Origin of the sequence: Anaeromyxobacter dehalogenans 2CP-1 (genome assembly GCF_000022145.1) — a bacterium.
GTDB lineage: Bacteria > Myxococcota > Myxococcia > Myxococcales > Anaeromyxobacteraceae > Anaeromyxobacter > Anaeromyxobacter dehalogenans.
Genome location: NC_011891.1, coordinates 1,905,630 through 1,931,246, shown reverse-complemented (window position 1 = coordinate 1,931,246; position 25,617 = coordinate 1,905,630). Strand labels below are relative to the sequence as shown.

The following is a 25,617-nucleotide window of genomic DNA, read 5'->3' as shown; positions in this document are numbered from 1 at the left end:
CCCGGCGACGGCTGAACCCCGGGCCCGGCGAGGCGGCTTCGGCCGCCCGCCGGGCCCTTCCCTTTTCCGCGCCGGCGCGGCGGGCCCGCTAGAGCGCGTCCTCGCCGCGATCGCCGGTGCGGATGCGGACCGCGTCGTCCACCGGCGTGACGAAGATCTTCCCGTCGCCGATCCGGCCGGTCCGCACCCAGGCCTCGAGCTCGGCGACGAGGCGCGGCACGAGCGGGTCCGGGACGACCAGCTCGATCCGCAGCTTCGGGACGAGCTCGACGGTGTACTCGGCGCCGCGGTAGAGCTCGACGTGCCCGCGCTGCCGCCCGAAGCCGCGCGCCTCGGAGACCGTCATCCCCGAGATCCACGGGTGGGCCAGCGCGGCGCGCACCTGCTCGACGCGCGACGGCCGGATGATCGCCTCGATCCGCTTCATGGACACCTCCGCGCGAGCGCAGGTGCAATCACCGTGCGTGCACTGCGCGCGCTGCGGGCCGCGCCCGCGCGCCCGGACCGCCTCGCCGCGCCGCCTCCCCGTGCACCGGGCTGCTCGCCCTCGCGGCAGCAGCCCCGGCCGGAGGGCGCGATCGCGCCGGAAACCGCCTGGAACCGGCCTCGGCGGGTTCCGGTACGCGCGCTGCAGAGGCGCCTCCCGTCCCATCCAACGCGACCGCGTGCGGCCGCCCACAGCACGGGAGAACTCCGCCGATGAAGAAGCTCCGAGCCTTGCTCCTCCTCGCAGCGCTGGCCGCCCCGGCCGCGCTGCTCCTCCACGCCCCGGCCGCGCGCGCCGACGACGCCGCCGCGGCGGCGCCGGTCGCGTTCACGCAGGGCATGGCCGACGCCATCGCCGCCCAGAAGGTCGGGCTCGACACGATCTGGGTGATGATCGCGGCGTTCCTGGTCTTCTTCATGAACCTCGGCTTCGCGCTGGTCGAGTCCGGCTTCTGCCGCGCGAAGAACACCGTGAACATCCTGTTCAAGAACTTCGTGGTGTTCGCGATCTCGTCGCTCGCGTTCCTGGTGATCGGGTACGGCCTGATGTTCGGGGACGGCAACCCGTTCTTCGGCACGAGCGGGCTCCTGTTCGCGTCCGGCGCGGACAACAGCCCCGCGCTCGGCGACGCGTACCAGGGCGTCTACCACGCGCTCAACTGGACCGGCGTGCCGCTGTGGGCGAAGTTCTTCTTCCAGCTCGTGTTCGCCGGCACCGCCGCCACCATCGTGTCCGGCGCGGTCGCCGAGCGGATCAAGTTCAAGGCCTTCATCGTCTTCACGCTGTTCCTGGTGGGCGTGGTCTACCCGGTCGGCGGCCACATGATCTGGGGCGGCGGCTGGCTCGCCAGCAAGGGCTTCCTCGACTTCGCCGGCTCGACGGTGGTGCACTCGATCGGCGGCTGGGCGGCGCTCGCCGGCATCCTCGTGCTCGGGCCGCGCCTCGGGAAGTACGGCCCCGGCAAGCAGATCAACGTCATCCCCGGCCACAACATGACGAGCGCCGCCATCGGCGTGTTCGTGCTGTGGTTCGGCTGGTTCGGCTTCAACCCCGGCTCGACCATGGCGGCGGACGGCGCGTCCATCGCGCACATCGCCACCACCACCAACGTGGCCGCCGCGGCGGGCACCGTCTCCTCCATGCTCGCGGCCTGGATCTTCCTGAAGAAGCCGGACTTCGGGATCACGCTGAACGGCTGCCTGGCGGGCCTGGTGGCCATCACGGCCGGCTGCGCGTTCGTGAGCGTGCTGAGCTCGCTCGTCATCGGCCTCGTCGCCGGGGTGCTGGTGGTCGCGGCGGTGGTGTTCTTCGACCGGATCCGCGTGGACGACCCGGTGGGCGCGACCGCGGTGCACCTCGCGAACGGCGTCTTCGGCACGATCGCGCTCGGCCTGTTCGCGGATCCCACCGTCGCGCCGTGCGCGGCGGTCGCGAAGCCCGGCCTGTTCCTGGGTGGCGGCATGGCGCAGCTCGGCCCGCAGCTCCTGGGCGTCGGGGTGGTGGCGGTGTCCGTGTTCACGCTGTCGCTGGCGGCCTGGTACGTGACGAAGCTCCTGTCCGGCGGGATCCGCGTGACGGCCGAGGAGGAGCTGGAGGGCCTGGACGTCGGCGAGCACGGCAACTCCGCCTACCCGGAGTTCCAGATCCGCTCGGGCGGCGCGTTCGGCGGCACCGCGTCTCACGACGGCGCGCCGGTCGCGGTCGCGGCGGTCGGCAAGACGACCCCGGCCTACTGACCTGGGGCGGGGGGAACGGACGCGAGGCGGGGCCCGTCGCACGGCGGGTCCCGCCTCCGCGCATCCGGGCCGCGGCGCGCTACCGCGGGGGCAGCGCGGCGCGAAGCGTCCGGGCGCGCGGCGAGAGCGCCTCCTCCGGCTCCGCCTCCACCGCGGCGCGGGACTCCGCGTCGAGCGGTGCGCCACGGCCGGCGGCCTCCAGCCACAGCTCCACCGCGCGCCGGCGCCACCCCGCCTCCAGCGGATCGGCCTGCTCCCGCGCGATCTCCGCGCGCTCCAGGCACAGCCGCGCGAGGACCAGCAGCCGCTCCGGCTCCGCCACCAGCGCGGCCGCGGTGGCCGACTCCACCGAGGCGACCATCCGCAGGTCGATGCCGACGAGGCCGGTGGCGGTGGACTCGAGCTGCTGCACCGCCTGCTCGTGCGCGCCGGCCCGGCGGAGCTTCAGCACCCCGGCGAGCGCCCAGCCGAGCTGCTCCAGCATGCGCTGGATGAAGTCGCGGCGGAGCGTCATGTCCCCTCCCGGCCCGCCACGTCGCGGGCCTCGCCCTGCCCCGCCGCCGGCGGCGGCGCGCCACCGGGGCCCGCCCACCGCGCCGGTCGCGCCTCCAGCCCCTGCACCAGCCGCTCGGCCCCGAGCGACGCCGCCCAGGCGCCGAGCCGCTCGCGCGAGAGCCCGGGCCAGCGCAGCGCCTCGAGCCCCTCGGCCAGCGGCGCGTCGGTGACAAGCGTCGCGAGCCGCCGGTACAGCAGCGCCGCCTCGCGCCCCTCCTCCAGCGCCCGGGCCAGCTTCGCCGCGCCGCGCACGCCCGCCGGCCAGCGCGCCGGGTCGGCCGGGACGTCCTCCAGGTGCCCGTACACGGCGAGCAGCGCCGACGCGGTGCGCTCGCCGAAGCCGGGCAGCCCCGGGATCCCGTCCGCGGTGTCCCCCACCAGCGCCAGCCAGTCGGGGACGCTCTCCGGCTGGATGCCGCGGCGCGCGAGCAGCGCCGCCTCGTCGGTCTCGCGCCCGCGCATGCGATCCACCTGGACCACCCGCCGCCCGCGGAGGCACTGACCGAGGTCCTTGTCCGGGGTGAGGATCCGCACCTGCTCCACCTCGTCGCGGAAGCGGGCCGCCGCGGTGGCGAGCGCGTCGTCGGCCTCCAGCGCGTCCATCGACCACACCACCAGCCCGAGCGCCCGGGCGGCCTCCTCCGCGGCCTCGAGCTGCGCGAGCAGCTCGGGCTCGACGCCCTCCTCGCTCTTGTAGCCGGCCCACAGGTCGTTGCGGAACGAGCGGATGGGCCGGTCGAACGCCACCGCCACGTGCGTCACCGCCTCACCGGCCTCGTGCAGCAGCGCCAGGAGCGAGGCGGCCATCCCGAGCGTCGCCTTCACCTCGCGGCCGTCGGGCGCCCGGTGGCCCGGCCGCCCCGAGAAGTGCGCGCGGAACAGCTCGTAGGTGCCGTCCACCAGGTGGAGCCTCATGGCGCGAAGTATACGCTCCGCGAACCCGCGCCCGGGGCGTGCGCGCGCCGCCGCGCCCTGGCTGGTACCTGCGTGGCCCGCACCCCGCGCGTGCGCCCCCGATGCGCGGTGGCCTCCCGGACCGTCTGGGTCCAGCCTGTCGGGACGCGCCGCCGACGGCGCCAGGAGACGACACATGGACTTCGAGCAGGAGGTCGCGGCCCTGCGCCGCTGGTTCGAGAGCCCACGGTTCGCGGGCATCCGGCGCATCCACACCGCCCGCGAGGTGATGGAGCAGCGCGGCACGATCCGCCAGGACTACCCGGTGGCGCGGGAGGCCGCCGAGGCGTTCCACGCGCGCCTGCGCGAGCTGTTCCAGCAGCGGCGCTGCATCACCACGTTCGGCCCCTACTCGCCCGGGCAGGCCGTGGCCATGAAGAAGATGGGCATCGAGGCCATCTACCTGGGCGGCTGGGCCACCTCGGCCAAGGGCTCGGTGCAGGAGGACCCCGGCCCCGACCTCGCCAGCTACCCGCTCAGCCAGGTGCCCGACGAGGCGGCGCCCATCGTGCGCGCGCTGCTCACGGCGGACCGGAACCAGCACCACGCCCGCTCGCGCATGACCGAGGAGCAGCGGCGCGCCACCCCGGCGGTGGACTTCCGGCCGTTCATCATCGCCGACGCCGACACCGGCCACGGCGGCGACGCGCAGGTGCGCAACCTCGTCCGCCGCTTCGTCGAGGTCGGGGTGCCCGGCTACCACATCGAGGACCAGAAGCCGGGCGTGAAGAAGTGCGGGCACCAGGGCGGCAAGGTGCTGGTCGCCGAGGACGAGCAGCTGAAGCGCCTCTCCGCGGCGCGGTTCCAGCTCGACCTCATGGGCGTGCCCGGGATCGTGGTGGCGCGCACCGACGCGGAGTCGGCCACGCTGCTCGACGGCCGCGGCGACGAGCGCGACCAGCCGTTCATCCTGGGCGCGAGCAACCTCGCGGTCCCGGCGTTCCGCGCGGCGTTCCTGGCGATCCTGCGCCGGTTCCGCCGCGCCGGCGTGGAGGAGCTCTCCGGCCACGAGCTGTACGCGGTGTGCGACGAGGAGTACGCGGCCGCCGACGCCTGGCTGGAGCGGACCGGCTTCGACAAGGCCATCGCCGCCGCCGCCGCCGAGCACCAGCGCGGCGCGCTCGCGGTGGACGCCGCGCTCGACCGGGTGTTCGACCGGTTCGTGGACGCGTGGCAGCAGGAGGCCGGCGTCTGCACCTACGCCGAGGCGGTGGCGCAGGCGATCGCGTTCCGCGAGCACGAGGGCGAGCACCCGACCATGCGGCGGGACGAGTGGATGGCGTTCGCAGCGCGCGCGCCGTTCTACCGGGCGCGCGAGAAGGCGCGCGCCATGGGGATCGACACGCCCTGGGACTGCGAGCACGCCAAGACGCCGGACGGCTACTACCAGGTGCGCGGCGGCATCGACTATGCCATCCAGAAGTCGCTCGCGGCGGCGCCGTTCGCCGACCTGCTCTGGATGGAGACCAAGACGGCCGACCTCGCCGACGCGCGGCGCTTCGCCGACGCCATCCACGCGGTCCACCCGGACAAGATGCTCGCCTACAACCTGTCCCCGTCGTTCAACTGGGACACGACCGGCATGGACGACGAGCAGATGCGCCGCTTCCCCGAGGAGCTCGGCAAGCTCGGGTACGTCTTCGACTTCATCACCTACGGCGGCCACCAGATCGACGGGCTGGCGGCGGAGGAGTTCGCGACGGCGCTGCGCGAGGACGGCATGCTGGCGCTGGCGCGGCTGCAGCGGAAGTTCCGCCTGCTCGAGTCGGGCTACCGGACGCCGCAGACGCTGGTGGGCGGACCGCGCCTCGACGCGGCGCTCATGGCCGTCTCCGGCCGCACCGCCACCACCAAGGCCATGGGCCAGGGCTCGACCCAGCACCAGCACCTGGTCCAGACCGAGGTGCCGCCGCGGCTGCTGGAGGACTGGCTCGACCTTTGGCGCGAGCGGCACGGCGTCCAGGGCAAGCTGCGCGCGGCGCTCCGGCCGGTCACCGCGGGCTCCGACCTGCTCGAGCTGGTGGTCACCTCGGCCGACGGCGAGCGGAAGCTCGACGTCACCTTCGCGAGCATCACCGACCGGCGCGGGCGCAGCATCCTGTCGGTCCGCGACCAGAACACGCACGACCTGGCGCTGCGGCGCAAGCGGCTCATGACGCTCGCGCAGCTGTTCCTGTTCCACCGCTACCGGGTGGACTCGGCGCACTACGTCACGCCCACCGAGGACAACCAGCGGCAGGCGGAGGGCATGAAGGCGCTCGGGCTGTTCCGCTCGGTGGCGCAGGAGGTCGGTGCGATCATCGTCGCCGACGTGGACCGGGCGCGGGTGAAGGCGCTCGCCGCGCGGGACCACGTGGCGCTGAAGGCGCTCCTCGGCGCCTGACGCCCGCCCCTGCGCGGGGCGCCCCGACCGGCGCGTTGCGGCGCCGGGTCACGTCCACCATGCGTGAGCCTCGCTTCCCCGAGGCCCGCATGCCGCTCGTGACCTTCACCGCGACGCTCCGGCGCCACCTCGACGCGCCGCCCGCCGAGGTGCCGGGCGGGACCGTCCGCGAGGCGCTCGAGGCGGCGTTCCGCGGCAACCCGCGCCTGCGCGGCTACGTGCTCGACGACCAGGGCCGCCTGCGCAAGCACGTGGCCGTGTTCGTGGACGGCGCGCTGGTGATCGACCGCGACGGCCTCGCCGACCCGGTGCGCCCCGGGAGCGGCATCCACGTCATGCAGGCGCTCTCGGGAGGGTGAGGCATGGGCACGAGCGATCGGCTGAGCGTCGCCACGCGCAAGGGGCTGTTCCTGCTGGAGCGGGGCGCGCGCGGCTGGGAGATCGAGCGCTGCGCGTTCCTCGGGGATCCGGTCAGCCTGGTGCTCGACGATCCGCGCGACGGGACGCTCTACGCCGCGCTGGCGCTCGGCCACTTCGGCGTGAAGCTGCACCGCTCCGACGACCGCGGCCGGACCTGGACCGAGCTCCCCGCCCCCGCGTTCCCGCCCGAGCCCGGGGGCGCGAGCGACGCGCCCAGCGTGCAGCAGATCTGGGCGCTCGAGCCCGCCGGCCCGGACCGGCCCGGCGCACTGTGGGCCGGGACCATCCCCGCGGCGCTGTTCCGCTCCGGCGATCGCGGCGCGTCCTGGACGCTGGTCCGCGGCCTGTCCGACCGCCCCGAGCGCAAGGACTGGGGCGGCGGCGGCTACGACCAGCCCGGCCTGCACTCGATCGCGGTGGATCCGCGCGACCCGCGGCGGCTCCTGTGCGCGATCTCCACCGGCGGCGTCTGGGGCACCGCCGACGACGGCGAGACCTGGGCGCTGCGCGCCACCGGCATGTACGCAGAGTACATGCCGCCCGAGCGCCGCGAGGATCCCAACGCGCAGGACGTCCACCGCCTGGTCCAGGCCCCCACCGCGCCGGAGCGCCTGTACGCGCAGCACCACAACGGCGTGTTCCGCAGCGCCGACGGCGGCGAGCGGTGGACGGAGATCACCGCCATCCGGCCCTCCAAGTTCGGCTTCGCGCTGGCGGTGCACCCGCGGGATCCGCGCACCGCCTGGTTCGTGCCGGCGGTGAAGGACGAGCGGCGCGTGCCGGTGGACGGGAAGCTGGTGGTGGCGCGCACGCGCGATGGAGGCGACACGTTCGAGGTGCTGCGCGACGGGCTCCCGCAGGACCACGCGTACGACCTCGTGTACCGCCACGGGCTGGCGGTGGACGCGGGCGGCGACCGGCTGGCGATGGGCTCGACCACCGGCGGGCTATGGATCTCCGAGGACGGCGGCGATCGCTGGGTGCAGCACCCCGCGAGGCTGCCGCCCATCTATCAGGTCGCCTTCGGGCAGGTCGCCCTCGGGTAGGTCGCCTTCGCGAGGTCGCCCCGGTCGGACGGCCCTCGCGGCGAGCCCGGCCGACAGGCGCCTTGCGGGCAGTTCTTCCCCGAGTCCACGCGCCACGCGAGGGCGGGGCTGCACCTGCGCCTTTGGCGCGCCGGCCTGCGCTGCGAGCGCCCGCCTGGCCGCCGCGCGCAGCGCGACGCTTTCGCCCCTCGCGGCCGTTTCGACGCGGCGCCGTCTCGCGCATGCACCGGCGCGACGCCGGCCGGGCGCACCAGTGCGCCGCGCGGCCGGGGGAGGCAGCCATGGCGTTCGACGTGATCGTGGTCGGCGGCGGGATCGGCGGCGCGGCGCTCGCGGGCGCGCTCCCCCGCGGCGGGCGTGAGGTGCTGGTGCTCGAGCGCGAGACCCGGTTCCGGGATCGGGTCCGCGGGGAGAACCTGCTGCCCTGGGGTGTCGCGGCGGCGCGCCGCCTGGGGATCGATCGCGACCTCGTCGGCGCGGGCGGGATCCTCGTCCCCTGGTTCACGAACTACGCGGGCGGGCAGGTGGTCCGGCGGCGGCACCTGCCGTCCACCACGCCCGGCGCGGACCCGGCGCTGGACGCCTACCACCCGGCCATGCAGGAGGCGCTGCTGGCGCGCGCCGCGGCGCGCGGCGCCACGGTCCGGCGCGGCGCGACGGTGGTGGCCCTGGCGTGCGCCGACGATCGGCCGCCCGCGGTCACCTGGACCGAGGGCGGCGTGCGCCGGACGGAGGTGGCCCCGGTGCTGGTCGCGGCGGACGGGCGCGACTCGCGCGCGCGGGCCTGGGCCGGCTTCGACGTCCGGCGCGAGCCCGAGCTGCTCGAGATCGCCGGCGTGCTCGTGGAGGCGTCGGCCGCGCCCGAGGACTCGATCCACCTCGCGTTCGGCGACGGGATCGCGATGCTGCTCGGCCCGCTCGGCGGCGGCCGTGCCCGCCTGTACTTCGTCTCCCCGGCCGCGGCGGGCCGCCCGGGCCTGACCGGCGACCGCCGCTTCGGGGCGTTCGTCGAGGCCTGCCGCGCGACCGGCGTGCCCGCGGCGTGGCTGGCGCGCGTCCGGCAGGCGGGGCCGCTGGCGCAGTTCTCCGGGGCCGAGCGCTGGGTGGACCACCCGTGCCGTGACGGCGTGGCGCTGATCGGAGATGCGGCCGCGTCCTCGGATCCGAGCTGGGGCTGCGGCCTCGCGCTCACGCTGGTGGACGCGGAGCGGCTCGCGGCCGCGCTCGGCGCGGGCGGCTCCGACGCCGAGGCGCTCGAGCGCTGGGCCGGCGAGCACGACGCGTACGCGGGCGCGCTCCGGCGCATCCTCGACGCCATGGACCGGCTGGTCTGGACGCCCGGGCCCGAGGCGGCGGCGCGGCGCGCGCGGGTGCTGCCGCGCCTGCTCGCCGGCGATCCCGCCCTGCCGGATCCGGTGGGGCTGGGGCCGTTCGGCCCGTGCGACGCGGCGGCGATCGCGGCGCTGCTCGACGAGCCGGAGCCGCAGGCGCAGCTCGGGCTGGCGTAGCGCCCCCCCCTGAACGAAGCGGCCCCGACCGCCTGGCGGCGATCGGGGCCCGGGTCCTGCTCCGCGGCGAGGCCGCGGCGGTCGCTACTTCAGCGTGGCGACCAGGTCCTTCACGGCCTTGACGGACTTGTCCATCATGGCCTGCTCCTCGGCGTTCAGCTTGAGCTGGAGGACGCGCTCCGCGCCGCCCGCGCCGATCACCACCGGCACGCCGACGTAGAGGCCGTCCACGCCGAACTCGCCCTTCAGGAAGGCGCAGGTCGGGAGCACGCGCTTCTGGTCCTTCAGGAACGACTCTGCCATCGCGATGGCGCTGGAGGCCGGCGAGTAGAACGCGCTGCCGGTCTTGAGGAGCGCGACCACCTCGCCGCCCGCGCCGCGGGTCCGCTTCACCATCGCGGCCATCACCTCGGCGGCCTTGGCGGCGCCGTACTTCTGCTCGAGCAGCTCCATCACCGGGACGCCGCAGACGCTGGTGTAGCGGACCAGCGGCACCATGTCGTCGCCGTGGCCGCCCAGGGTGACCGCGGTGACGTCCTTGACGGAGACGCCCAGCTCCCACGCGATGAACGCGGCGAAGCGGGCCGAGTCGAGCACGCCGGCCTGGCCGACCACGCGGCTGTGCGGGAACCCCGTGATGCGCTGGCAGAGCGTCACCATCGCGTCGAGCGGGTTCGAGATCACGATGACGAAGGCGTTCGGGGCGTACTGCTTGATGCCCTCGGCCACGGTCGTCATGATCTTCGAGTTCACCGCGATGAGGTCGTCACGGCTCATGCCCGGCTTGCGGGGCAGGCCGGCGGTGACGATCACGACGTCCGCGCCCTTGATGTCCTCGTAGGTGTTCGTGCCCTTGAGGCTGACGTCGAAGCCGTCGACCGGCGCGGCCTCGGCGATGTCCAGCGTCTTCCCCTGCGGCAGCCCCTCGACGATGTCGAAGAGGACCACGTCGCCCAGCTCGCGGAGCGCCGCGAGCTGCGCCAGCACGCCGCCGATCTGCCCACCGCCGATCAGTGCAATCTTGGACCTGGCCATGTTCGTCTCCCTCGCCTGACTGGTTGGATTCCTGCAGTTACGCCATCGCGTCGATGATTGCGTTCAGCGTCGCGCTGGGACGCATCGCCTTCCCGGTCTTCACCGGATCCGGCCGGTAGTAACCGCCCATGTCCACCGGCTTGCCCTGGGCCGCGAGCAGCTCCTGGTCGATCTTCGCGGCGTTGTCCGCCAGCTGCTTCGCGAGCTTCGCGAAGCGGGCCTGCAGCTCCTTGTCCTTCGACTGCGCGGCGAGCGCCTCGGCCCAGTACAGCGCCAGGTAGAAGTGGCTGCCGCGGTTGTCGATCTGGCCGACCTTGCGGGCCGGGGACTTGTTGTTGTCGAGGAACTTGCCGATGGCCTGGTCGAGCGTCTCGGCGAGCACCGCCGCCTTGGCGTTGCCGCCGGCGCGGCCGATGTGCTCGAGCGACGCGCCCAGCGCGGAGAACTCACCCAGCGAGTCCCAGCGCAGGTAGCCCTCCTTCACGAACTGCTGGACGTGCTTGGGGGCCGAGCCGCCGGCGCCCGTCTCGAACAGCCCGCCGCCGGCGAGCAGCGGGACGATCGACAGCATCTTCGCGCTGGTGCCGATCTCGAGGATGGGGAACAGGTCGGTGAGGTAGTCGCGGAGCGCGTTGCCGGTCACCGAGATGGTGTCCTGGCCCTTGCGGATCCGCTCCAGCGAGTAGCGCATCGCCTCGACCGGCGCGAGGATCTTGATCTCCAGGCCGCGGGTGTCGTGGTCGTTCAGGTACTTCTGGACCTTCGCGATCATCTGCGCGTCGTGGGCGCGGTTCTTGTCCAGCCAGAACACCGCCGGCGTGCCGGTGGCGCGGGCGCGGTTCACCGCCAGCTTCACCCAGTCGCGGATCGGGATGTCCTTCGCCTGGCACATGCGGAAGATGTCGCCCGCCTCGACCGCCTGCTCGAGCAGCGTCGCGCCGGCGCCGTCCACCACCCGGATCTTGCCCTTGGCGCCCGCGATGAACGTCTTGTCGTGCGAGCCGTACTCCTCGGCCTTCTGCGCCATCAGGCCGACGTTCGGCACGTTGCCCATGGTGGCCGGGTCGAAGGCGCCGTGCTTGCGGCAGTCCTCGACGATCTCCTTGTAGATCGTGGCGTAGCAGCGATCCGGGATCACCGCCTTGGCGTCCTGCAGCTTGCCCTCGGCGTTCCACATCTTGCCGGACTCGCGGACCACCACCGGCATGGACGCGTCGATGATGATGTCGTTCGGCGCGTGCAGGTTGGTGATGCCCTTGTCCGAGTCCACCATCGCGAGCGCCGGGCGCTTCGCGTAGGTCGCCTTGATGTCGGCCTCGATCTCGGCCTTCTTCGCGGCCGGCAGGCCCTCGAGCCGCTTGTACAGGTCGCCCAGGCCGAGGTTCGGGTTCACGCCGAGCTGCTTGAACGTCTCGGCGTGCTTCGCGAACACGTCCTCGAAGAACACCGTCACCGCGTGCCCGAACATGACGGGGTCGGAGACCTTCATCATGGTGGCCTTGAGGTGCAGCGAGAACAGCACCCCCTGGCGCTTCGCGTCCTCGATCTGCTCCGCGTAGAACTTCCGGAGCGCGCGGACGTCCATGATGGTCGAGTCGATGACCTCGCCGTCGAGGAGCGGCGCGTCCTTCTTCAGCACCGTCACCGCGCCGTCCGGCGCCACGTGCTCGATGCGGAAGGTGGTGGCCTTCGCGACCGTGGTGGAGGTCTCGTGCCCGTAGAAGTCGTCCGCGGTCATGTGCGCGACGTGGGCCTTCGACTCCGGGTTCCACGCGCCCAGCTTGTGCGGGTGCTTCTTCGAGAACGCCTTCACCGAGAGCGGCGAGCGGCGGTCCGAGTTGCCCTCGCGGAGCACCGGGTTCACCGCGCTGCCCAGCACCTTGGCGTAGCGCGCCTGGACGGCCTTCTCGGCCTCGTCCTTGGGGGCCTCCGGGTAGTCCGGGACCGCGTAGCCCTTGCCCTGCAGCTCCTTGATCGCGTCCTTGAGCTGCGGGAGCGAGGCGCTGATGTTCGGGAGCTTGATGATGTTCGCGTCGGGGCTCTGGGTGAGCTCGCCGAGCTGCGCCAGGTAGTCCGGGATCCGCTGCGCCTCGGTGAGCTTCTCCGGGAACGCCGCGATGATGCGGCCGGAGAGCGAGATGTCACGCGTCTGGACGTCGACGCCGGTGCCCTTGGTGAAGGCCTGGACGATGGGCAGCAGCGAGTAGGTGGCGAGCGCCGGCGCTTCGTCGATTTCGGTCCAGATGATCGTGGAGGTCTTCGTCGTCATTTTCCCTCGTCCTTGGCTTGCGTGATCCTCGTCGTCGGCGACCACCACGGCAGCGCCGGCCCCGTCCCGAGTGAGGTGCCCGACATGCCACGATTCCTCACGCGAGATCAATGATGGAAGTCACGGATCTTTGGCCGGAAAGTGGACTGCCAACGTCTACGAACAGCCCCGCCGCGCCATGGATTCCGCGGGGCTCCGGCGGCGCCGGTGCGCCGTCCGTCGCGGCCCGTTCGGGCGCTCAGCCGCGCGCGCGCTCGGGGCGCCCTTTGGCCCGCTCTGCATACCACCCGGACCGGCTGCGCGGCGTCCCGACGGCCCGCCCCTCGGCGTCCGGCCGGGCGAGCAGGAGCTGGAACACGCTGATGCGCCCGAGCCGGAACCCGGCGGCGGAGGCGGCGAGGTAGAGCCGGTACAGGCGGGCCCGCCGCTCGCCCACCAGGCCGACCGCCTCCCCGTACCGCTCCTCCAGCCGCCCCAGCCAGGCGGCGAGCGTCTCCGCGTAGTGCTCCCGGAGGCACTCCAGGTCGCGCACCTCGAACCCGGCCAGCGCCGCCCGGGCGATCACCTCGGCGATCGGGACCAGCTCGCCGTCCGGGAACACGTAGCGCCAGATGAACCCGCCGCCGCGCTGCCCGGCCCAGGGCAGCGTCGGCCCCCGCCCGTCCACCGACGCGATGGCGTGGTTGAGGAACAGCCCCCCCGGCCGGAGCAGCCGGTGCACCGCCGCGAAGTACGCGTCGAGCCGGGCCCGCCCGACGTGCTCCATCATGCCGACGCTCGCCACCTTGTCGAAGGGCGCCTCGGGGCGGAGCGTCCGGTAGTCCTCCGACCGCACCGCGAGGTCCGCCCGCCCGCGCAGGCGCTCCGCGCGCGCCTCGGCGGTGCGGAGCTGGTGCTGGCTGAGCGTGATCCCGGTGGCGCGCGCGCCGTGGCGGACGGCCGCGTGCTCGATCAGCGCCCCCCACCCGCAGCCCACGTCGAGGAACCGCTCGCCGGGCGCGAGCGCGAGCTTGCGGCACACCAGCTCCAGCTTGGCGCGCTGCGCCTCCTCCAGCCCCTCCCCGCCGGTCGGAAAGTACGCGCACGAGTAGACGAGGTCCTCGCCCAGGAACAGCCGGTAGAACGCGTCGGAGACGTCGTAGTGGTGGCGCACCGCGTCGCGGTCGCGGCGCACGCTGTGCCGTCCCCCGTGCAGCCGGGCCTCGAGCGGCGCCGGACCGAGCGCGTGGAGCGCGCGGCGGGCCAGGGCGCCCGCGATGGCCGCGGCGAGCGCCGGGTGCGGCCGGGGGCCGGTCCACCGCGCCGCCGCCTCCACGAGCGCGATGGCGTCGCCCTCCAGCTCGATGCGGCCGTCGAGGATCGCCTCCGCGAGGCGCCGCTCCGCGGCCGGGGGCACGAGCGCGTCGAGCGCGGCGGGATCGCGCAGGAGCACCACACCGCGGACGCCCGCGTCGCGCGCCGGCGGGAGCAGCGTGCCGTCCCAGAGCCGGACCGCGAACGTGCGGGACTCGGAGTCGAACATCGCCGCGGCGACCCGGGCCGGGTCCATGGGGGGCAGCATACTCGAGCGAGTGGCCGGGCGAGGGGCGCCGGCGGGGGCGCCGCGGCGGAGGGGCGCCCCGCGGATGCCAGGCGCACCCGCGGTTCGCCCCCGAGCCGATCAGGCGTGTGGGCGAGCCTCCGGCCCGCGCGCCTCCGCGCCCGGCTGCGCGGTGGGCGACACGCCCAGCTGGCGCATCAGCCCGAGCGCGTCCCACTGCGTCCACTCCTCCGCCACCTTGCCCGAGCGGAACCGGGCGATGGTGATCCCCTCGACCGTGCAGCGCGCTCCGGTGGGCGCGATGCCGAGCAGCGCCGCGCGGTGGGTGCCGGTCATGCGCCAGTGCGTCGTGACCGAGTCACCTTCCGTGAACGACGCGAGGAGCGTGGGCTTCAGGTCCGGGAACGCGTCGCGGTACGCGCGGCACGTCTCCTTGGACTTGGCCAGATCGGCGTCGCCGTTCACCGGGTCGTGGCTCCGGTACCCTGCATCGCAGAGCTCGTCGAACACCTCGAGGTTCCCCTTCCCCCACGCCTCCTCGAACAGCCGCCGGTGAGACTGCTTGATGTCCACGGCCATGGTTCGTCCTTTCACCTCCCCGGAGATCGTCGACGGGGGAGGCGGTCCTGAGGTAGGGCGTCGTCGCGGGGCGCGCGCCGTGAACGGCCGCTGACCCCCGCGATGAAGGACAGGTGGGATCCGCCGTCGGAGGGCTCACTTCGGATCGCGCAGCATCACCAGCAGCATCCGCGTGCGCGAGACGGCGTCCACCGCGTGCGGCACGTTCGCCGGCATGCGCGTGAGGCTGCCCGCCGGCGCCTCGACCGGCTCCCCGCCGATCGTGAGGGTCAGGGCGCCCTCCAGCACGACCACCAGGGCGTCGAACGGCGAGGTGTGCTCGGTGAGCCCCTGCCCCGCGTCGAACGCGAACAGCGTGACGTTGCTCGTCCCCTTCTTGGCGAGCACGCGGCTGGCGATGCCGTGCTCGGCGTAGCCGAGCAGCTCGACGAAGCGGTGCGACACGGCGGGCGGCAGCAGGTCGTCCTTGGCCATCGGAGCTCCTCGCCCGCGTCGCGGCGCCGCCTCTCGGGAGGCGGCCGGGGCGTCATCGATCGTTTGCGTAGCAACGCTTGGCGTCACGCCGCACCTCGGGCGCTCCGTGCATGGTACGCCCCCGCCGGCCCGTTGCCACCTCCGCCGCAGGACGAACAGGAGAGCCCCTTCCCGCCGTCCCGTTCCCCCCGGAGGATGCATGCCGCTCACCCGCCGTTCCCGGATCGCCGCAGTCACACTCGCCACCGTCGCCGCCGCCTCGCTCGGCGCCGCCTCGCTCCAGGGCGGCAGCCGGGCCGCGGTGCGCGACATCACCGTCCACGAAGGGACCAACGTCGCGGTCACCGCCTCCCCCGACGGGCGCGACCTGGTCCTGGATCTCCAGGGCGTGCTCTGGTCGCTGCCGCGCGGCGGCGGGGAGGCGCGGCGCCTCACCGACGGGCTGCTCGAGCCCGCCCGCCCCGACTACTCGCCGCGCGGCGACCTGGTGGCGTTCCAGGCGTACGCGGGCGGGACGTTCCACATCTGGACCATGCGGCCCGACGGCACCGACGTGCGCCAGCTCACCTCGGGCCACGGCGACGACCGCGAGCCGCGCTTCTCGCCGGACGGGACGCGCATCGCGTTCTCCTCCGACCGCGCCTTCCAGGGCAGCTACGACGTGTGGGTGGCCGACGTGGCGACCGGCGCGCTGACGCGCTGGACCGAGGCGCCCGCCGACGAGTTCGAGCCGGCCTGGACGCCGGACGGCGGCGAGATCGCGTTCGTGAGCGGCGCCGGCTCGACCGGCACCGCCATCGAGGCGGTGGACGCGGCCGGCACCCGCCGCACGCTCGCGACCGCGCCCGCCGGCGCGCGCCTGAGCTCTCCGTCGATCTCCCCCGATGGCGCGCACCTCGCCTGGATCCAGTTCGCCGCGAACCGCAGCCGGCTCGTGGTGGACGGCGCGCCCGCCTCGCCGTTCGAGGACGTGTTCCCCTTCCCGGCCCACTGGCTGTCCCCGCGGACGCTCCTCTACACCGCCGACGGCGGCATCCGCGTGACCGATCTCGACGCCGGCACCAGCGAGCAGGTCGCGTTCCAGGCGACGTTCCGGCTGGTGCGCCCGGCCTGGGAGCGCAAGCGCTTCGACTTCGACCGCACCGCGCCGCGCCGGGCGCTCGGCATCGTCGCGCCGGCGCTGTCGCCCGACGGCACGCGGGTGGTGTTCCAGGCGCTGAACCGCCTGTGGCTGATGGACGTGGGCGGGGCGCCCCGCCCGCTCACCGAGGGCCCGTACTACGCGCAGGATCCGGCCTGGTCGCGCGACGGCACCCGCATCGCGTACGCCTCGGACAAGGGCGGCACCGCCGACCTGTACGTGCTCGACGTGGTCACCGGCGCGGAGCAGCGCGTGACCTCGCTGCCCGGCGCGGAGGTGGCGCCGGCGTGGTCGCCGGACGGCGGGCGGCTCGCGTTCCAGGACCAGGCGGGCGCCACGCACGTGCTCGATCTCGCCACCGGCGCGGTGCGCCAGGTGGTGGCGCCGCTGTTCGCACCGGGGCGCCCGACCTGGTCCGCGGACGGGCGCACGCTGGCGCTCGCCGCGCTGAAGCCATACACGCGCCGCTTCCGCGAGGGCACCAGCCAGATCCTCACCGTGGACGTGGAGTCCGGCGCGACGCGCTACCAGGAGGCGGCGCCGTTCGAGTCGCTGAGCACCCGCGGCGACGACGGCCCGGTGTGGTCGCCGGACGGGACCGCGCTCGCGTTCGTGATGCAGAGCACGCTGTGGGTCATGCCGGTGGACGCGTCCGGCCGCGCCGCCGGGCCGGCGGTGCGCATCACCTCCGAGCCCACCGACGCGCCCACCTGGAGCGGCGACTCCCGCCGCCTGCTCTACCTGTCGAGCGGCACGCTGCGGATGGTGGCCCGCGAGGGCGGCGCGCCGGCGACCGTGCCGGTCGAGCTGCGCTGGCGCCCGGAGCGTCCGGAGGGCACCGTGCTGGTGCACGCCGGGCGGCTGTGGGACGGCCGGGGGCCCGAGGTCCAGCACGACGTGGATCTGCTCGTCGCCGGCAACCGGATCCGCGCCATCCTCCCGCACCGCGCCGACGCCCACGCGCGCGCCGCCGCGCAGGGGCAGCGCGTGGTGGACGCGTCGGGGCTCACCGCCATCCCGGGCCTGTGGGAGTCGCACACGCACGAGTGGATCAGCGGCAAGTTCTACGGCGCACGGCTCGGCCGGCTGTGGCTGTCCTACGGCGTGACCTCGGCCCACTCGCTCGGCGATCCGGACTACCGCGCGGTGGAGACGCGCGAGGCCTACGCCTCGGGTGCCCGCGTCGGCCCGCGGTTCTTCGCGAGCGGCGAGGCGATCGACGGCGAGCGCGTCTACTACAACTTCATGCGCCCGACCACGACGGACGCGCAGCTCGACCTCGAGCTCGCGCGCGCCAAGGCGCTCGACTACGACATGGTGAAGACCTACGTCCGGATGAAGCACGAGTGGCAGGCGAAGGCCGTGCGCTTCGCGCACGAGGAGATGGGCGTGTGGGTCGGCTCGCACTACATGCTGCCCGGCATGTCGTACGGGATGGACGGCCAGACGCACGTGAGCGCCACCACCCGCCTCGGCTTCGCCTACACCCGCTCGTCGGGCGGGGTGAGCTACGGCGACGTGCGCACGCTGTTCGCGCGCTCCGGCATGTTCGACATCTCCACCACCTTCAACTCCTCGCTCTACGCCGAGGACCCGGCCATGGTGGACGACCCGCGCCTGCTCGCGCTCAACACGCCGTGGGACCAGGTGCTGCTGCGCGGGAAGCGCGACCGCGCGCTCACCACCGACCAGACCGTCAGCCTGGAGAGCCTGCGCCGGGAGGAGGAGACGCTCGCGGCGGTGCTGCGCGCCGGCGGCACCATGCTCGCCGGGACCGACTCGCCCATCGACAACGTCGCGACCGCGCTGCACCTCAACCTGCGGGCGCAGGTGAAGCTCGGCGGCCTGGCGCCCTGGGAGGCGCTGCGCACCGCCACCGCCCTGCCCGCCCGCGCGTTCGGGGTGGACGCGGACCTCGGGACGCTCGAGGCGGGCAAGCTCGCCGACGTGGTGTTCGTGCGCGGCGATCCGCTGGCCGACGTCGCCGACGCGGCCAACGTGGAGCTGGTGATGAAGAACGGCCGCCTCCACACGGTCGCGGAGCTGATGGCGCCGTTCACCGGCGGTGCCGCGGCGTCCGCCGTCGCGCACCGGCGGCTGCCGGCCGCGCCCGGGGTGGCGGTGACGCCGGCGCGGTGGTGGCACGATCCGGAGGCGATGGTCGAGGAGGACCACCGGTAGCGGCCCGGCGGGCGGGGCCCGCTCCGGCCTCACCGGCCGGCGGCGGGCTCCACCCCGGGGGTCCCGGCTCGCCGAGCCTCGCCGCGGGCCGGGACCGGGGCCGGCGCGGCCAGCGCCAGCAGGAGCGCGGCGGCGGACGCGGAGAACACCGAGTAGTCGAGCGGCGACTTCGGGCCGAACGAGATCCCCATGGCGGCGCCGAACACCGCCAGCAGGCCGGCGCTGGCGAGCGCCACCCAGCGCAGCCGCACGCCGGCGAGGAGCGCGAGGCCGAGCGTGGTCTCGGCCACGGTCGCCGCGCGCGCCAGGAACGGCGCGAGCGCCGCGGGCAGGAACGCGTTCACCTCGGCGGTGTAGCGCACGAACGCGTCGAAGTCGTTGTGCCCCCACAGCCCGAGCCGGCTGCCGACCGCCGACAGGAACGCCGCCGCCAGGGCCAGGCGCGCGTACACGATGGCCCAGCGGGCCGCGCGGCCGGTCATCGGTCGGCTCCGCGCCCGGCGAGCACGCCGCGGTAGAAGGCCGCGATGCCGGCCGTGGTGCTCCGCTCGGCCACCCCGCCCTGCGGGTCGAGCGTCTCCATGGCGCCGCGCACGGTCACGAAGACGACCACCGGCTCGTCGCCCACCGCCATCCAGCTGTCCACGTTCCCGGGCGGCTCGTACACGTAGCCGCCGGGGCCGACCACCTCGCCGGTGTCGAGCAGCTTCCGGTGGCCTGCCAGGTTGAGCGCGTGGACCTCGTCCTCGTGCCGGTGCCGCGGGACCAGGGTGCCGGGCTCCAGGCGGAGCAGCAGCGCGCGCGTGTCGCCGTCCGCCGAGCCGCGCAGGAGCTTCAGGGAGAAGCCGGGCGACACCTCGGCCCAGGGCAGGTGATCGGTTCCGTCCGGGTGGTTCGGTTCGTGGGTCATGCCCTCCAGGTAGCGGCCGCAGTGGCTCCCTCACAGGTCCACACTGGCGAAATCCAATGGATCCATTACCGTCCGGGAGCGTGGACCTGCACGTCTCCCTTCACCGCCGCGGCCGGCTCGCCGCCGACGCCTACCGCCAGCTCCGGGAGGCCATCCTGGACGGCCGCCTGCGCGCCGGCGACCGGCTGCCCGCCACCCGCGACCTGGCCCGGCGCCTGGACGTCTCGCGCAACACCGTGCTGCACGCGTACCAGCGGCTCGCGGCGGAAGGCTACCTGGTCGGCCGCGCGGGCGCGGGGACCTACGTGGCGGAAGGGGTCCGCGCCGGCGCCGCCGGCCGGCGCGCGCCGGTCGGCGCGGCGCTGCAGCCGCGCGCGGCCTGGGCGTCGATGCCCCCGCCGCCGGCTCCTCCCCCGCGTCCCGCGCCCTACGACTTCCAGGTCGGCGCGCCGGACCCGGCGCTGTTCCCGTGGGACGCCTGGCGCTGGCGGGTGTCGCGCCAGCTCCGCGGCCGGCGGGCGCGCGCGGGCTACCCGCCGCCCGAGGGCGATCCCGGCGCGCGCGCGGCGGTGGCGCGCCACCTGGGCGTGGCCCGCTCGGTGCGCGCCGGCGCGGAGGACGTGATCCTCACCTCCGGCGCGCAGCAGGCGCTCGACCTGGTGGGGCGGGTGCTGCTCGCGCCCGGCGATCGCGTCGCGCTCGAGGATCCGGGGTATCCGCCCGCCCGCGGCGCGTTCGAGGCGCTCGGCGCGCGCGCGGTGCCGGTGCGGGTGGACGCGGAGGGCCTGGTGGTGGAGGCGCTGCCCGCGGACGTGCGGCTCGTCTACGTCACGCCGTCGCACCAGTTCCCGCTGGGCATGCCCATGTCGCTGCGCCGGCGGCAGGCGCTGCTCGCCTGGAGCGAGCGGACCGGCGCGGCGATCGTCGAGGACGACTACGACAGCGAGTTCCGCTTCGACGGCCGGCCGCTCGAGCCTCTGCAGGCGCTGGATCGCCAGGGGCGCGTCGTCTACGTGGGCTCGCTCTCGAAGGTGCTGCTGCCGACGCTGCGGCTCGGGTTCCTGGTCGCCCCCGCCTCGCTCGTCCCGGCGCTGCGCGCCGCGAAGGCCCTGGCGGACTCCCACGGGCCGCTCGAGCTGCAGCGCGCCCTCGCCGAGCTGGTGGACGACGGGCTCCTGGCCCGCCACGTCCGCCGCGTGCTCCGGGTGTACCGGGAGCGCCGCGACCGGCTCGCCGCCGCCGTCGAGCGCCACCTCGCCGGCCGCGTGATCGCGCTCCCGGCCTCGGCTGGCCTGCACTGGAGCTTCCTCCTCGCCGACGCAGGCGCGGACGAGGCGGGGGTGGTCCGGCGCGCGCAGGCGCTGGGCGTGGCCGTCCAGCCGCTCGCGCCGTACCACGCGCGGCCGGGACGGCCCGGCTTCGCGCTCGGCTACGGGATCATCCCCGCGGCCCGGATCGACGAGGGCGTCCGCCGGCTGGCGGCGGCGCTGGAGCCGCCGCCCGCGGTGCGCGCGCGCCGGTGAGCCGCCCTATCCGCGCTCCGGCCCGCCGCGGTCGTGCCCGCGCCCGCCGCGATCGCCGCCGCGGTCACCGCCCCGATCGCCGCGGTCGGGTCCGCGATCGCCGCCGCGCTGCGGCGCGGGACCGGCGTCGCGCCCCGGCCCGCCGCGGTCGTACCGCGGGGCCGCGGCGCCGCCGCGCTCCTGCGGGCGACCGCCCTGGCCGGCGCGATCCGGCCCGCCGCCACGATCGTACCGCTGCTCCGGCTGCTGCCGCTGCCACCCGTCGGCGCGGCCGCCGGGACCGCCGGGGCCGCGCGCCGGCTGCGGCTCGCCGCGGCTCCAGCCCTGCGCGTCGTGCGGACGCGCGGCGGGACCGCCGCGGTGGCCCGGGCCCGGGCCCGGGTCGTGACGCTGCGAGAAGTCCTCCCGCGGCCGGTACCCGTAGCTCGTGCTCCGGATCGAGCGCTGCTGCTCGAGGGCGCGCGGGTAGCGATCGCCCGCGTAGCCGCGCTGATACCTCGGCAGCGGGGCCGGGCGCGGGACGGCGCGGCGATCCCACCGATCCCAGCCCGCGCGGCGGTGCTCCCAGTCGTGGCCGTAGTGGTGGCCCCAGCGCGGCGGCGCGGCGGCGTGCCAGCCGCGGAAGTACGGCGGCGGCGCCCGGTAGTATCGCACCGGAACGCGGAGCACGTAGGCAGGCACGTAGTACGGGTCCACCGCGTCCCACGGGCCGTCGTACCAGCTGCTCGCGTACCAGGTGTCGTCCGCGTACACCCAGTACAGCCCGTCGTAGAAGAAGTAGTTCGCCGGGAGGCGCGGGGCGTAATAGACCGGGTAGCCCGGCACCGCGACGAGCTCCGGGTACGCAGGCACGTTGATGCCGATGGAGACGCCGGGCGCCGTGATCCCGATGCCCACGCTGACCTGGGCGCGGGCGGGGGCCAGCGGGGCGAGCAGCAGCGCGAACGCGACGGGCAACCAGCGCATCTCGACCTCCTGTCGGAGCCGCGGCCCTCCAGCGGGCCAGACGAGCACCGATGGAGGGACGAACCGGCGAACCCGGGGATTCATGCCCCGCCGCGCGATCCCCGAGTTTCTCCGCGCCCCGGCCCCACACCGGCGCCGGGCGGCGCCGATGTGGTCCGGCGGATCGTCAGGCGCCGCCCGCCTGCGCGCCCTTGCCCCGCGCGGCGGCGAGCGGCCCCGCCGCCCAGGCGAGCCCGAGCGCCGCCGAGGCCGCCAGGAGGACCGTCGCGGCCGGGCCGCCGGTCGGCTTCATCGCCATGAGCGCGAGCACGCCCACGCCGAGCGCGGCGCGGAGCCGGAGCGAGGCGTCGAGCACGGGGCTCGCGAGCCGTGCGCGCAGCTCCGGCGTCAGCTCCGGCCCGCGCTCCTGCCGCACCGCCGGGCCGACCCGCTTCAGCCACCGCCCCGTCACCGCGCCGCCGAGCGCGCCCATCAGCACCATGCCGGCGAAGCCGCTCGCGATCCAGGGCGCGTGGCCCCAGACCGACACCGTCATCCAGATGCCCGAGGCGAGGATGGCGAGCATGGCGAGCTGGCCGAGCCGCCCCGGCAGCGCGAGCTGCCCGAGCCAGGTCCTCGCCTCGTCCACCGTGACGGCGCGCCGGAGCCTCGCGAGCGCCACCGCCTCGATCCCGCCGGCGACGCCGAGCAGCACCGCGCCGGCGACGTGGGCGAACACCGAGATGGGATAGATCCAGTCCATGATGATGATCTCCTCTCCGCCCCTCAGGGCTCGGTGCCCGAGGGGAGCTGCGGGTGGAGCGGCACGTTCACCGGCGCCTCCAGCTCGACCGGGCGCGCCGCGAGCGCCTCCTTCCGGTGGTCGCGCGCGATCAGCACGTAGATCGACGGGAGGAAGAGCAGCGTGAACGCGGTGCCGACCGTCATGCCCGCGACCAGCACCAGGCCGATGCTGTTGCGGGCGTGGGCGCCGGGGCCGGTCACGTAGGTGAGCGGGAGGTGCCCGAACACGGTGGCGAACGTGGTCATGAGGATGGGCCGCAGGCGCGTGACCGCCGCCTGCCGGACCGCCTCCACCTTCGAGAGCCCCTGCTCCTGGAGCTTGTTCGCGAACTCGACGATGAGGATGCCGTTCTTCGCGACCAGGCCCACCAGCGTCACCAGGCCCACCTGCGAGTAGACGTTGAGCGTGGTGGTCCAGCCGTCGGTGAAGAACGGCATCTGCGGGTTGGGCATCTTCAGGAACACCAGCGCGAGCGCGCCGAACATGCCGAGCGGCACCGAGCCGGCCAGGATCACCAGCGGGTCCCGGAAGCTGTTGAACTGGGCGGCCAGCACCAGGAAGATGAGCACGATGGCCAGCAGGAACGCGGGGAGGAACTTGTTCCCCTCGGTGCGGAGCTGGCGCGACTCGCCGGTGTAGTCGATCACGTACCCGGCGGGCAGGATCTTCCCGGCCTCGTCCTCCAGGTACGTGAGCGCCTCGTCGAGCGGGCGGATGGCGACGCCGCTCAGCTTCACCGCGTTGAGCTGCTGGAAGCGGTTCAGCGAGCGCGGCGTCACCTGGTCGCGGATCCGCGCGATGGACGCGAGCGGGATGAGCCGCCCGTCCGGCCCGGTGACGTGGATGTCCTCGAGCTGCTCGGGGTTGAGCCGCTCCGAGCGCAGCAGCTGCGGGATCACCTTGTAGCTGCGGCCGCCCACGTTGAAGCGGTTCACGTAGTTCCCGCCCACCGCGGAGCCCAGGTCCTGGCCGACGGTGCGCAGGTCGAGGCCGAGCTCCGCCACCTTCTCGCGATCGAGCTCGATCTCCGAGGACGGCTGGTCGATCTTGACGTCGATGAGCGGCGGGAACGCGAAGATGCCGCTCTTCGCCGCCTTCTCCTGGAGCTGCTGCGCGAACCCGAGGATCTCCTGGGTGTCGGCGGTGGAGGCGAGGACGATCTCCACCGGGAAGTTCCCGCCGCCGGGCAGCGCCGGGGGGAGGATCGCGAACGTCTGGATGCCGGGAATGACCGCGAGGCGCCCCTGCACCTCGTGCAGCACCTCGGCCGCCGTCCGGCTGCGCTCGGTCCAGGGCTTCAGCCCGACGCCCCAGAAGCCGCCGGTGGGCTGGGTGATCTGGAACGTGAACCCGGCCTCCGGCATCTCCATGAGCGAGCGGTTCACGGCCTTGGTGTTCGGCACGAGCTGCTCGAGCGTGGAGTTCGACGGGGTGTTCACGATCCCCATCACCACGCCCTGGTCCTCGGTGGGCGCGAGCTCGCGGGGCGCCATGGTGAACATGGCCCCGACCAGCAGGATGATGGCGACCCAGGCGGCGTAGATGGCGCCGCGCGCCTGCAGCGACTTCTCCAGGTGGCGCGCGTAGACGTCGCGCACCCGCTCGAAGCCGCGCTCCAGCAGGCGGGCCAGGCCCTTCGCCTCGCCGCCCTCGCGCAGCAGGTGCGCGGACATCATGGGCGAGAGCGTGAGCGCGACCACGCCGGAGATGGTCACCGCGCCGGCCAGCGTGAGCGCGAACTCGCGGAACAGCGAGCCGGTCAGGCCGCCCTGGAACGCGATGGGCGTGTACACCGCCGCGAGCGTGATGGTCATGGCGATCACCGGGCCGACCAGCTCCCGGACGCCGGCCAGCGCCGCCTCCATCCGCGTCTTCCCCTCGCGCAGGTGGCGCTCCACGTTCTCGACCACCACGATGGCGTCGTCCACCACCAGGCCGACCGAGAGCACGATCGCGAGCAGCGTGAGCAGGTTCAGGGTGAACCCGAACGCCTGCATCAGGAACACCGCGCCGACGAGCGACACCGGGATGGCCACCACCGGCACCAGCACCGAGCGGAGCGAGCCGAGGAACAGGAAGATGACGATCACCACGATGACCAGCGTCTCGGCCAGCGTGTGCTCGACGTCCTTGATGGCGTCCTGGATGTAGGCGGTCGCGTCGTACGCCACCACCGCCCTGATCTGCTCGGGGATCTGCGTCTGCATCGCGCCCATCTCGGTGCGCACGCGCTTGATCACGTCGAGCGAGTTCGCGTCGGGCAGCGCCCAGATGCCGACGAACACCGCGGTCTCGCCGGTGAAGTTCACCTCGGCGTCGTAGTCCTCCGCCCCGAGCGCCACGTCGGCCACGTCGCCCAGCCGGACGGTGGCGCCGTCGCGCTCGCGCACCACCATCTGCTGGAACTCGCGCACCGAGCGGAGGTCGGTGTTGGCGGTGAGATTCACCTGGACCAGCGAGCCCTTCGTCTGCCCGACCGCCGCCTGGTAGTTGTTGCGGGCGAGCGCCTCCCGCACCTGCGCCGGGCTGACGTTGAGCGCGGCCATGCGGTCCGGCCGCAGCCAGACGCGCATCGCGAAGGTGCGGGCGCCGAGGATGTCGGCCCGCTGCACGCCCTCGATGGACGAGAGGCGCGGCTGCACCACGCGGACCAGGTAGTCGGTGATCTCGTTCTGCTTCAGGAACCTGGACGAGAAGCTCAGGTACGCGGAGGCGAACTGGCTGTCGGCGGTCTCGATGCCGACCACCGGGACCTCCGCCTCGGGCGGCAGGTCGCCGCGCACCTGGTCGATCTTGGAGCCGATCTCCGCCAGGGCGCGGTTCGAGTCGTAGTTCAGCCGCAGGCGCGCCCGGATGATCGAGACGTTCTGCTTGCTCTCCGACTCCAGGTAGTCGATGCCGTCCGCGGAGGCGATGACGCGCTCGAGCGGCGTGGTGATGAAGCCGCGCACCAGCTCGGCGTTCGCGCCCACGTAGGTGGTGGTGACGGTGATCTGCGCGTTCTCGCTGCGCGGGTACTGCCGCACGTTCAGCGTGCGGATGGCCTGCAGGCCCGCGATGACGATGACGAGGTTGACGACGACCGCGATGACCGGGCGCCGGACGAACAGGTCGGTGAGCTTCATC

At 74.3% G+C, this 25,617-nt stretch carries 20 protein-coding genes; 7 read left to right on the top strand and 13 right to left on the bottom strand.

The window, feature by feature from the left end:
* Positions 1 to 88 precede the first annotated feature (88 nt).
* Entirely contained in the window at positions 89 to 427 is a 339-nt protein-coding gene (locus tag A2CP1_RS08685; protein WP_012525704.1) for a P-II family nitrogen regulator, read from the bottom strand.
* A 272-nt stretch (positions 428 to 699) separates the two neighbouring features.
* Here A2CP1_RS08685 and A2CP1_RS08680 point away from each other — a divergent pair, with 272 nt between their 5' ends.
* On the top strand, positions 700 to 2,223 hold the full coding sequence (locus A2CP1_RS08680; protein ID WP_012632998.1) for an ammonium transporter: 1,524 nt from the start codon (positions 700 to 702) through the stop codon (positions 2,221 to 2,223).
* Positions 2,224 to 2,302: 79 nt separating this feature from the next.
* On the opposite strand, the gene A2CP1_RS08675 is transcribed toward A2CP1_RS08680, so the two are convergent.
* Together A2CP1_RS08675 and A2CP1_RS08670 are read right to left on the bottom strand one after the other, a co-directional pair.
* A complete protein-coding gene (locus A2CP1_RS08675; RefSeq protein ID WP_012632997.1) occupies positions 2,303 to 2,737 on the bottom strand; it encodes a hypothetical protein in 435 nt (144 codons plus the stop codon).
* Complete coding sequence (locus A2CP1_RS08670) at positions 2,734 to 3,693, bottom strand: 5'-3' exonuclease (RefSeq protein WP_012632996.1); 960 nt, start codon at positions 3,691 to 3,693, stop codon at positions 2,734 to 2,736. Before A2CP1_RS08670 ends, A2CP1_RS08675 begins: the two co-directional genes overlap by 4 nt.
* A 175-nt stretch (positions 3,694 to 3,868) precedes the next feature.
* Here A2CP1_RS08670 and aceA point away from each other — a divergent pair, with 175 nt between their 5' ends.
* The 4 genes from aceA to A2CP1_RS08650 all read left to right on the top strand — a co-directional run bounded on the left by aceA (position 3,869) and on the right by A2CP1_RS08650 (position 9,089).
* Positions 3,869 to 6,115, top strand: a complete 2,247-nt coding sequence (aceA, locus tag A2CP1_RS08665) for an isocitrate lyase ICL2 (protein WP_012632995.1) — start codon at positions 3,869 to 3,871, stop codon at positions 6,113 to 6,115.
* 89 nt (positions 6,116 to 6,204) lie between these two features.
* Complete coding sequence (locus A2CP1_RS08660; RefSeq protein ID WP_012632994.1) at positions 6,205 to 6,474, top strand: MoaD/ThiS family protein; 270 nt, start codon at positions 6,205 to 6,207, stop codon at positions 6,472 to 6,474.
* Positions 6,475 to 6,477: 3 nt separating this feature from the next.
* Positions 6,478 to 7,581: a WD40/YVTN/BNR-like repeat-containing protein gene (locus A2CP1_RS08655; RefSeq protein WP_012632993.1), complete on the top strand. Its 1,104-nt coding sequence runs from the start codon at positions 6,478 to 6,480 to the stop codon at positions 7,579 to 7,581.
* A gap of 281 nt (positions 7,582 to 7,862) precedes the next feature.
* Positions 7,863 to 9,089 (top strand): FAD-dependent oxidoreductase, encoded by a 1,227-nt coding sequence (locus A2CP1_RS08650; protein WP_012632992.1) that lies wholly within the window; start codon positions 7,863 to 7,865, stop codon positions 9,087 to 9,089.
* Between the two features lie 84 nt (positions 9,090 to 9,173).
* On the opposite strand, the gene mdh is transcribed toward A2CP1_RS08650, so the two are convergent.
* The 5 genes from mdh to A2CP1_RS08625 all read right to left on the bottom strand — a co-directional run bounded on the left by mdh (position 9,174) and on the right by A2CP1_RS08625 (position 14,986).
* The gene (gene mdh, locus A2CP1_RS08645; protein WP_012632991.1) at positions 9,174 to 10,124 is read right to left on the bottom strand and encodes a malate dehydrogenase; all 951 of its coding nucleotides are present in this window, start codon (positions 10,122 to 10,124) and stop codon (positions 9,174 to 9,176) included.
* Positions 10,125 to 10,161: 37 nt separating this feature from the next.
* Positions 10,162 to 12,393, bottom strand: a complete 2,232-nt coding sequence (locus tag A2CP1_RS08640) for an NADP-dependent isocitrate dehydrogenase (protein ID WP_012632990.1) — start codon at positions 12,391 to 12,393, stop codon at positions 10,162 to 10,164.
* A gap of 238 nt (positions 12,394 to 12,631) precedes the next feature.
* The gene (locus A2CP1_RS08635) at positions 12,632 to 13,942 is read right to left on the bottom strand and encodes an SAM-dependent methyltransferase (protein WP_041450474.1); all 1,311 of its coding nucleotides are present in this window, start codon (positions 13,940 to 13,942) and stop codon (positions 12,632 to 12,634) included.
* 111 nt (positions 13,943 to 14,053) lie between these two features.
* Complete coding sequence (locus A2CP1_RS08630) at positions 14,054 to 14,512, bottom strand: ester cyclase (RefSeq protein WP_012632988.1); 459 nt, start codon at positions 14,510 to 14,512, stop codon at positions 14,054 to 14,056.
* 135 nt (positions 14,513 to 14,647) lie between these two features.
* Positions 14,648 to 14,986 carry a cupin domain-containing protein gene (locus A2CP1_RS08625; RefSeq protein WP_012632987.1) on the bottom strand — a complete coding sequence of 113 codons (339 nt, stop codon included), beginning with the start codon at positions 14,984 to 14,986 and terminating at the stop codon, positions 14,648 to 14,650.
* A gap of 199 nt (positions 14,987 to 15,185) precedes the next feature.
* Between A2CP1_RS08625 and A2CP1_RS08620 the strand changes: the two genes are divergently transcribed.
* Entirely contained in the window at positions 15,186 to 18,308 is a 3,123-nt protein-coding gene (locus tag A2CP1_RS08620; RefSeq protein ID WP_012632986.1) for an amidohydrolase family protein, read from the top strand.
* 29 nt (positions 18,309 to 18,337) lie between these two features.
* Here A2CP1_RS08620 and A2CP1_RS08615 read toward each other — a convergent pair whose 3' ends face one another.
* Positions 18,338 to 18,790, bottom strand: a complete 453-nt coding sequence (locus tag A2CP1_RS08615) for a MauE/DoxX family redox-associated membrane protein (protein ID WP_012632985.1) — start codon at positions 18,788 to 18,790, stop codon at positions 18,338 to 18,340.
* Positions 18,787 to 19,218: a cupin domain-containing protein gene (locus A2CP1_RS08610; RefSeq protein ID WP_012632984.1), complete on the bottom strand. Its 432-nt coding sequence runs from the start codon at positions 19,216 to 19,218 to the stop codon at positions 18,787 to 18,789. Before A2CP1_RS08610 ends, A2CP1_RS08615 begins: the two co-directional genes overlap by 4 nt.
* A gap of 80 nt (positions 19,219 to 19,298) precedes the next feature.
* Here A2CP1_RS08610 and pdxR point away from each other — a divergent pair, with 80 nt between their 5' ends.
* Positions 19,299 to 20,741, top strand: a complete 1,443-nt coding sequence (gene pdxR, locus A2CP1_RS08605; protein ID WP_041450473.1) for a MocR-like pyridoxine biosynthesis transcription factor PdxR — start codon at positions 19,299 to 19,301, stop codon at positions 20,739 to 20,741.
* A 6-nt stretch (positions 20,742 to 20,747) separates the two neighbouring features.
* Here pdxR and A2CP1_RS08600 read toward each other — a convergent pair whose 3' ends face one another.
* The 3 genes from A2CP1_RS08600 to A2CP1_RS08590 all read right to left on the bottom strand — a co-directional run bounded on the left by A2CP1_RS08600 (position 20,748) and on the right by A2CP1_RS08590 (position 25,616).
* Positions 20,748 to 21,707 carry a chromosomal replication initiator protein DnaA gene (locus A2CP1_RS08600; protein WP_012632982.1) on the bottom strand — a complete coding sequence of 320 codons (960 nt, stop codon included), beginning with the start codon at positions 21,705 to 21,707 and terminating at the stop codon, positions 20,748 to 20,750.
* A 166-nt stretch (positions 21,708 to 21,873) separates the two neighbouring features.
* A complete protein-coding gene (locus A2CP1_RS08595; protein ID WP_012632981.1) occupies positions 21,874 to 22,449 on the bottom strand; it encodes a hypothetical protein in 576 nt (191 codons plus the stop codon).
* A 23-nt stretch (positions 22,450 to 22,472) separates the two neighbouring features.
* Positions 22,473 to 25,616 (bottom strand): efflux RND transporter permease subunit, encoded by a 3,144-nt coding sequence (locus tag A2CP1_RS08590; protein ID WP_012632980.1) that lies wholly within the window; start codon positions 25,614 to 25,616, stop codon positions 22,473 to 22,475.
* Position 25,617 lies beyond the last annotated feature (1 nt).

Bases quoted from the DNA above. Each gene is read 5' to 3' on its own strand.
- A2CP1_RS08685 (WP_012525704.1), bottom strand. From the start codon at position 427: ATGAAGCGGATCGAGGCGATCATCCGGCCGTCGCGCGTCGAGCAGGTG.
- A2CP1_RS08680 (WP_012632998.1), top strand. From the start codon at position 700: ATGAAGAAGCTCCGAGCCTTGCTCCTCCTCGCAGCGCTGGCCGCCCCG.
- A2CP1_RS08675 (WP_012632997.1), bottom strand. From the start codon at position 2,737: ATGACGCTCCGCCGCGACTTCATCCAGCGCATGCTGGAGCAGCTCGGC.
- A2CP1_RS08670 (WP_012632996.1), bottom strand. From the start codon at position 3,693: ATGAGGCTCCACCTGGTGGACGGCACCTACGAGCTGTTCCGCGCGCAC.
- aceA (WP_012632995.1), top strand. From the start codon at position 3,869: ATGGACTTCGAGCAGGAGGTCGCGGCCCTGCGCCGCTGGTTCGAGAGC.
- A2CP1_RS08660 (WP_012632994.1), top strand. From the start codon at position 6,205: ATGCCGCTCGTGACCTTCACCGCGACGCTCCGGCGCCACCTCGACGCG.
- A2CP1_RS08655 (WP_012632993.1), top strand. From the start codon at position 6,478: ATGGGCACGAGCGATCGGCTGAGCGTCGCCACGCGCAAGGGGCTGTTC.
- A2CP1_RS08650 (WP_012632992.1), top strand. From the start codon at position 7,863: ATGGCGTTCGACGTGATCGTGGTCGGCGGCGGGATCGGCGGCGCGGCG.
- mdh (WP_012632991.1), bottom strand. From the start codon at position 10,124: ATGGCCAGGTCCAAGATTGCACTGATCGGCGGTGGGCAGATCGGCGGC.
- A2CP1_RS08640 (WP_012632990.1), bottom strand. From the start codon at position 12,393: ATGACGACGAAGACCTCCACGATCATCTGGACCGAAATCGACGAAGCG.
- A2CP1_RS08635 (WP_041450474.1), bottom strand. From the start codon at position 13,942: ATGGACCCGGCCCGGGTCGCCGCGGCGATGTTCGACTCCGAGTCCCGC.
- A2CP1_RS08630 (WP_012632988.1), bottom strand. From the start codon at position 14,512: ATGGCCGTGGACATCAAGCAGTCTCACCGGCGGCTGTTCGAGGAGGCG.
- A2CP1_RS08625 (WP_012632987.1), bottom strand. From the start codon at position 14,986: ATGGCCAAGGACGACCTGCTGCCGCCCGCCGTGTCGCACCGCTTCGTC.
- A2CP1_RS08620 (WP_012632986.1), top strand. From the start codon at position 15,186: ATGCCGCTCACCCGCCGTTCCCGGATCGCCGCAGTCACACTCGCCACC.
- A2CP1_RS08615 (WP_012632985.1), bottom strand. From the start codon at position 18,790: ATGACCGGCCGCGCGGCCCGCTGGGCCATCGTGTACGCGCGCCTGGCC.
- A2CP1_RS08610 (WP_012632984.1), bottom strand. From the start codon at position 19,218: ATGACCCACGAACCGAACCACCCGGACGGAACCGATCACCTGCCCTGG.
- A2CP1_RS08600 (WP_012632982.1), bottom strand. From the start codon at position 21,707: ATGCGCTGGTTGCCCGTCGCGTTCGCGCTGCTGCTCGCCCCGCTGGCC.
- A2CP1_RS08595 (WP_012632981.1), bottom strand. From the start codon at position 22,449: ATGGACTGGATCTATCCCATCTCGGTGTTCGCCCACGTCGCCGGCGCG.
- A2CP1_RS08590 (WP_012632980.1), bottom strand. From the start codon at position 25,616: ATGAAGCTCACCGACCTGTTCGTCCGGCGCCCGGTCATCGCGGTCGTC.